The following is a 5276-nucleotide window of genomic DNA, read 5'->3' as shown; positions in this document are numbered from 1 at the left end:
ATTTTGGGATTTTCCGCCAGTATTACTGCCAAAATAGCGCCATCATCCCATTGTTACCGACTATGACGCAGCCCTGGTCCTCCGTCGCCGTGGGGTTTCATTGGATGAAGTTTCGGGAAATGAGCGCCCCATTCTCGGCTGCAGCGATTTCGCCTTACGAGCCGTGGACTTTCGCAAGAAGGTCAACATACGCTGATTCTGGGGCAGGAGATATGCTGACATTGAACGATTATGAAACCGTGGCGGGTGCGGCTGCGATGTGGTAAAACTGTTGACCAGCATGTGGCCGAAGGCTCCACGGGTTTGGCTCAGTTGGGCGTCCGCCGAGTGTCGGTCTTTGTCGGCGGTCTTATACGGGAACCGATAACGTGGCACGTTGCGCTTGAGCTCTTTTTTAGCGGAATGGTGGCCGCTGCCACCGCGATCGGTAGCGGGAACAGCGGCCAAACCTTCAAGCGTCGACGGCCAAGGACCTGACCCTGACCGCTATAAGGGGACCGGGGGCGCTCCCCGGTCCCGAGGAAACTACGAACGGAGATAGAAATCGACGTGACGGCATGAGGGGCAGATTTTGAGGTCGAAGGTGACCTTTCCTTCTGCCAGCTGATTCCATCCGCCCAGCAGCATGCCGCCCACACCGGTGGCCCCGCCGGTTCGAAAATTGTATTCACCCAAGTCCTCAAGCGCAACGTTGCAGCGCTGGCACATCAAATCGTTATTCATTGCGTCCCTCCTAAGATCGACATTTCGCATAGCGATGTGTGATTTGTTAAACGCTTGGGCCAAAATGCCCAACGGGTGTATTCCGCATTTGGCGGAGGATATCCTCTCTAGGGTGCGTCTATTTGCTCGCCGGTGGTGGTGGCGCGGCACTTTCGTGGTCAACGTATTAAGACGGGAGGTCGGGGGGCTGATCGCCGGAGATGGGAGACTGGGGGGGGGGGCTGCTCGGGTACGGTCGAACGAAAGCGGGGCCGGTCAGCCGACCCCGCATCGGTGATAATGGGATAGGCGCTTTTAGGATCAGGATACGCCCGGCGGAAGCGCACCGCGCAAGGCCGTAAAAGGTAGGGGGGTGCTCCAGTTCCCCATGGCCCTATGGTTCCGCCCGCTCACAAGCCGCACGCGAACCCAGTATTGCTTTCCCGCAAGCGCTGTGAGCTCTGCCGCGCCGTTTGAAATCACCACATTGTCGGAGCGGGTATAGGCGACGTACTTCTCGCTCAAATCGGGTCCGACAGCGGTGACGGGATTTTGACCCTCGATTTCTACCTCGTAGCGGGCACCCGGCACTTTGGGTGCGGTAAACCGCACCTGAACCGTGTCTGGTTGAATAATCGGCGCCAACAGGTTCGGCGTGCTCCGAACAGCCGGCCGTCCCACCGTCCCCAGCGTCACTGTGCCAAGCGTGGTAGATCCAGAAGCCAGGGTCGCTTGTACAGGACCCGGCTGGGCATTGGGACCCACGTCCAGCATCAGACCGCTCACGTCGAGCTCCTCGGCTACAGTCCCGGTGTTGGCAATGGGGAGTGTGACCGTGCGCGCGCTGACAACGCTGGGCCCAAACTGCGTCGCATCTTCGTCAGCGTTACCCACTTTAGTGGAACCCACGGGGGAAGAGCGCTTGGCAAAGGTCACGCCTTGGGACCCAATGAGGGTTAGCGTCAGGTTTCCGGTGATGGAAGTCGGCTGGCTGGTGACGAAGAGTTCAAGACCACTAGCCGCCTGACCATTGGCTCCCTGACTGAGATGGGGATCAGCTATCGGCCGAAGCGTGGCATCGGTGCTGCTGACGTCCTTGGGAGGAAGGGCCGGCTCGTAGGGCGAATTGGCCCACGCATGTGCCGTCGTGGCCTTGGCCCCGGGGCCGGTAGACCAGGGGGTTGCGCTTGGTCCTTGTGCCTTAGTGCCGCCATGGAAGAAGACGCTCATGGTGTGCACTTTCGGATTGGCCGCTTGTCCCAGATAGCCGAGATGCCATGCGCTTTCAATGGTCTTCAAGATGGAGAATTGGTTGAACGGCTGGCTAGACACCACGTGGCGGGCGGTATTGGTAATAACTACGGCGGGAATCCGGCCGCCACCGTTGACGCCTCCCGGAAACGGAAAGGCCGCATAGCCGCCGAGAACCGTTCCAGATGGGACCACCGGGCTTCCTGCTGTTCCTAGATCCGAGGCCCACTCGCCGATTTGCGGCATGCTGGCATCGTAACTGGTTTCGTCTTCAGTAATGAAGATGGCGGACGGACCAGAATGCCACGCCTTGGAGTTCATGATACGCGGAACCCATCGCTGCAAAAATGTGTCGGCCCCTTGCTCAAGGCGCGTATCATTTGGTGCGCTTCCACCGGGTCCGGCACCTTGATAGGTGTATTGATACGGTCCGGGGCTGCCGCTTCCATGCGAATTGGTGATGAAGTTTGGCCCCACCCACACAAAGTTGGGCACCGTATTGTCCTGAAGCGCCTGTGCGAGGTCGGGAAACGTCTGCAAATGAGCCTCGCGGCTGGGGTTGTTATAGATGTCCTTGAACAAATTAAAGGTGCTCTCACTGAAATTGTACACAGGATGTTGTGCGGTCGAGGTTTCCGTGTGCTGGTAATATGCCCCCCAAGTAAGATGGTGCTGCTCCAACTGGTCGACCAGGTTGGTGTAGTTGAGCTGCCCTTCGTTCACGTTGTCTCCGATGGTGCGGCCACGACCGCTTAACAACCCAACCCGGTTGGGCACCGTCGGATTGGTGATGCCGTACATCTCAGTTGGAAGCCCGTAGGTGCGAGCCAAGCTCTGCAAATAGGGCATGTCGTGCTCATACCATGTGTCCGCATAGCTGTGGTTTTCCAGCATAATCACAAACACATGCTTAAAGTAGGGCAATTGACTCGAGGACCGCGTCGAAGTGTGTTTCTTCGCTCCATGAACGGACGGCCCTGAAGAGGCGCTGACTGGTTTAGCAGCAGCCACGCCGATGGCGCTTAAGGCGGCCGCCGCTCCAATGGCCGACAGTTTACGAATCCATCCCACCATATTCGACCCCCTTCTTGATTGCTATTTACTGAGTTCGCCCACATTCTCCCATTTCCTCCATTTTCATCCTTGTATTTTCTTGCCATAGGAATCCAGAATCCGGGGAAACCCATATTTTCATTGAAGAAAATCCTCTCTGGACGGGTTGGGAGAGCCTTCCCGCTAAAACCAACGCCACTCTCTACGGATTAAAGCTCGGACGGGCAAATCAAGCTTGGACCACAGCGTGGATGCCAATCACCGCCCAACGCGATGCGAGTCGAAACTATCGCCATAAGCCACGGGAGAGACAACGAATTGAAAATGGTGGCGATAAAAGATGGCGAGCCCCCTTTCACGCTCGGGGGCTCGCAGTCTGCGATATAAGATGCTAGTGACGTGTCACAAACCATCGGTTAGACATGAGACCCGTTTCCTTCCCGACGATTTGGCCGGTCTTTAAAGAGAGGGCAACGGTTTCCTTGTCGCTTTCGACGGTGGTGTAAGCATATTGCCCCGACGGATCAATCGCCAGGCCGCTCAACTTGGCCATTGGGATCTTGACGGGGATGTTCTTTTGAAAGCGGTTGGTCTCTGCGTTGTAGACCATGATGTTACCGCTGAAGGATGCGGCGTAGACAGATTGTCCTGACGGCGACACGGCCAGTTGCATGAAGCCGCCCGGCGCACTCATTTTGTTGCTCATGGAAAACCCGCCGCCTTCTGCTTGGTGAGACACCCGGACGATCCGGTTCGTCATTGTATTGACAATGGTCATGTCACCGTTGAACCAATCCGCGAGCCAAAGAGTATGGTGCTGGGGGTCATAGACAGAATTCTCGATTTGCCCGACTGGAATGGTCTTCACCACGTGACCATTTTTGAGGTCAATGATAGCCGTGCTGGATGACCCGGTGCTGGACAAATAGCCGTCCTGACCCGCGACGGCGAGCGTGTTTCCACCGATCTTCGGCAGTTTCCATACGGGCTTGTCCGAGGGCGGCGAATACGCCGTCACGCTCGTGGCGCTGGTTAAAATCAAGAGATGATCCGCTTCTGCGAGCGTCGCAATGCGCACATTGAGAGGACTATTGAAGCTTGACACAACCTTATGCGAAGCAATGCTCACAATATAGGTCTTGCCACCCAGCGTGGGCACATAGACGAGGCCATGCCCAATGGCCACCTGGAACGCGTTGGCGTTAGCCGCCAGGGGCACGGTCCAGGTGCGCTTCATGCCGATATTGGTAATGCTTAGGGTGCCATTCCCGGGACCCGACGGGGGACTCGCAGCGGCGCCGATTAGGATATCGCTGGGAATACCCTTGAGAGACCCTGCCATGCCCGAGGATGTGGTGCCCTGGGACATGGAATTGCTGGAGGCAGGGCTATTGGTGGCCATGGTGGGGTGTGACGCACTGTGGCCAGCTGGTGCTGACGCGATAGTTTTGGCCGATGCCGTTCCACATCCGGCGAGCACCATGCTGGCAGTGGCGGCAAGCGCCAGCCAACGTCCCTGATTTCGCTTTTTCATCGGTCGTTCCTCCTTTGACGGTTCGCTCATCGTGGTCAAGCCGCGAATCGCTATATACTACATAATGTAGTATATAGCCTGCGGCGTCAAGGGATGGAGCAAAAGAAATCGAAGTGTCCTACCAGTGGCACCAGACCAGCCAGCCTTCGGTCACGGTTAACGCCAGGGCGGCCACCGAGACGATAAGGTGAAATTGAATAGTTGAATCCAGCCATGCCGGTATCTGATGGGTATTGAAGTACTGGATACGCGCTTCCAGGGCACCAGCCAAGCCCACACGGGACGCCTGCCGGGGAGCGGAGTTTACGGCGGCTTGCAATGCGGTCAATAGAGGAAGGTCGTCACCCTGGCATGCTGCCACCGCCGCGGCATCGGCGGTGATTTCCCGCCGGACCAAATACCGCTTGTACAGCGAGCGCAACCCTAAGGGGTGGAGCGCTTCCGACAGCACCTGCAAAATAGCCTGCTGCAACGGGTCGCGCACGCGGGCGTGGGCTGCCTCATGGTGCAAGACCGCCGTTCTGGCGGGATTGTCGAGAGCATGCCAGAGGCTTTCAGAGATGGCGATGTGGTGCCGCCAAAGTCCCCAGGTAAACGCATAACGTTCGCCCTGGTCGTGAATGAGGTGCCATTGGCCGATGCGGTTCAATTCGGGGGATAAGCGTCCTGTAGAGATGTGATTTCGGCGGACTTTGACAGTTGAGGAAAAAATCCCCCCGTTGGTACGGTTGTGGTG

Annotated in this window: 5 protein-coding genes; 1 reads left to right on the top strand and 4 read right to left on the bottom strand. The window is 57.4% G+C overall.

Going from position 1 to position 5276, the window contains the following annotated elements; all coding sequences use genetic code 11:
• Window positions 1-266, top strand: a 266-nt coding sequence (locus HIJ39_RS23860) for a hypothetical protein (protein WP_207711841.1), incomplete at its 5' end; no start/stop codon positions are given.
• A 259-nt stretch (window positions 267-525) separates the two neighbouring features.
• Here the strand turns inward: HIJ39_RS23860 and HIJ39_RS21270 are convergent.
• The 4 genes from HIJ39_RS21270 to HIJ39_RS21255 form a co-directional block, all read right to left on the bottom strand.
• Window positions 526-723 (bottom strand): hypothetical protein, encoded by a 198-nt coding sequence (locus HIJ39_RS21270; protein ID WP_207711840.1) that lies wholly within the window; start codon window positions 721-723, stop codon window positions 526-528.
• A 300-nt stretch (window positions 724-1023) separates the two neighbouring features.
• Window positions 1024-3027, bottom strand: coding sequence for an alkaline phosphatase family protein (locus HIJ39_RS21265; protein ID WP_169103047.1), 2004 nt, complete (start codon window positions 3025-3027; stop codon window positions 1024-1026).
• 370 nt (window positions 3028-3397) lie between these two features.
• A complete protein-coding gene (locus HIJ39_RS21260) occupies window positions 3398-4540 on the bottom strand; it encodes a YncE family protein (protein ID WP_169103046.1) in 1143 nt (380 codons plus the stop codon).
• A gap of 118 nt (window positions 4541-4658) precedes the next feature.
• On the bottom strand, window positions 4659-5276 hold a 618-nt coding region (locus HIJ39_RS21255; protein ID WP_207711839.1), incomplete at its 5' end, for a M48 family metalloprotease.

The organism is Sulfobacillus harzensis, from assembly GCF_012933365.1.
GTDB classification, from domain to species: Bacteria; Bacillota; Sulfobacillia; order Sulfobacillales; family Sulfobacillaceae; genus Sulfobacillus_B; species Sulfobacillus_B harzensis.
Note: the sequence above shows the minus strand (reverse complement) of the source record. Positions and strands in the feature narration are given on the sequence as shown.

What these genes read in the sequence shown, in the direction of transcription:
- HIJ39_RS21270 (WP_207711840.1), bottom strand. Translation starts at nt 723, where the DNA reads ATGAATAACGATTTGATGTGCCAGCGCTGCAACGTTGCGCTTGAGGAC.
- HIJ39_RS21265 (WP_169103047.1), bottom strand. Translation starts at nt 3,027, where the DNA reads ATGGTGGGATGGATTCGTAAACTGTCGGCCATTGGAGCGGCGGCCGCC.
- HIJ39_RS21260 (WP_169103046.1), bottom strand. Translation starts at nt 4,540, where the DNA reads ATGAAAAAGCGAAATCAGGGACGTTGGCTGGCGCTTGCCGCCACTGCC.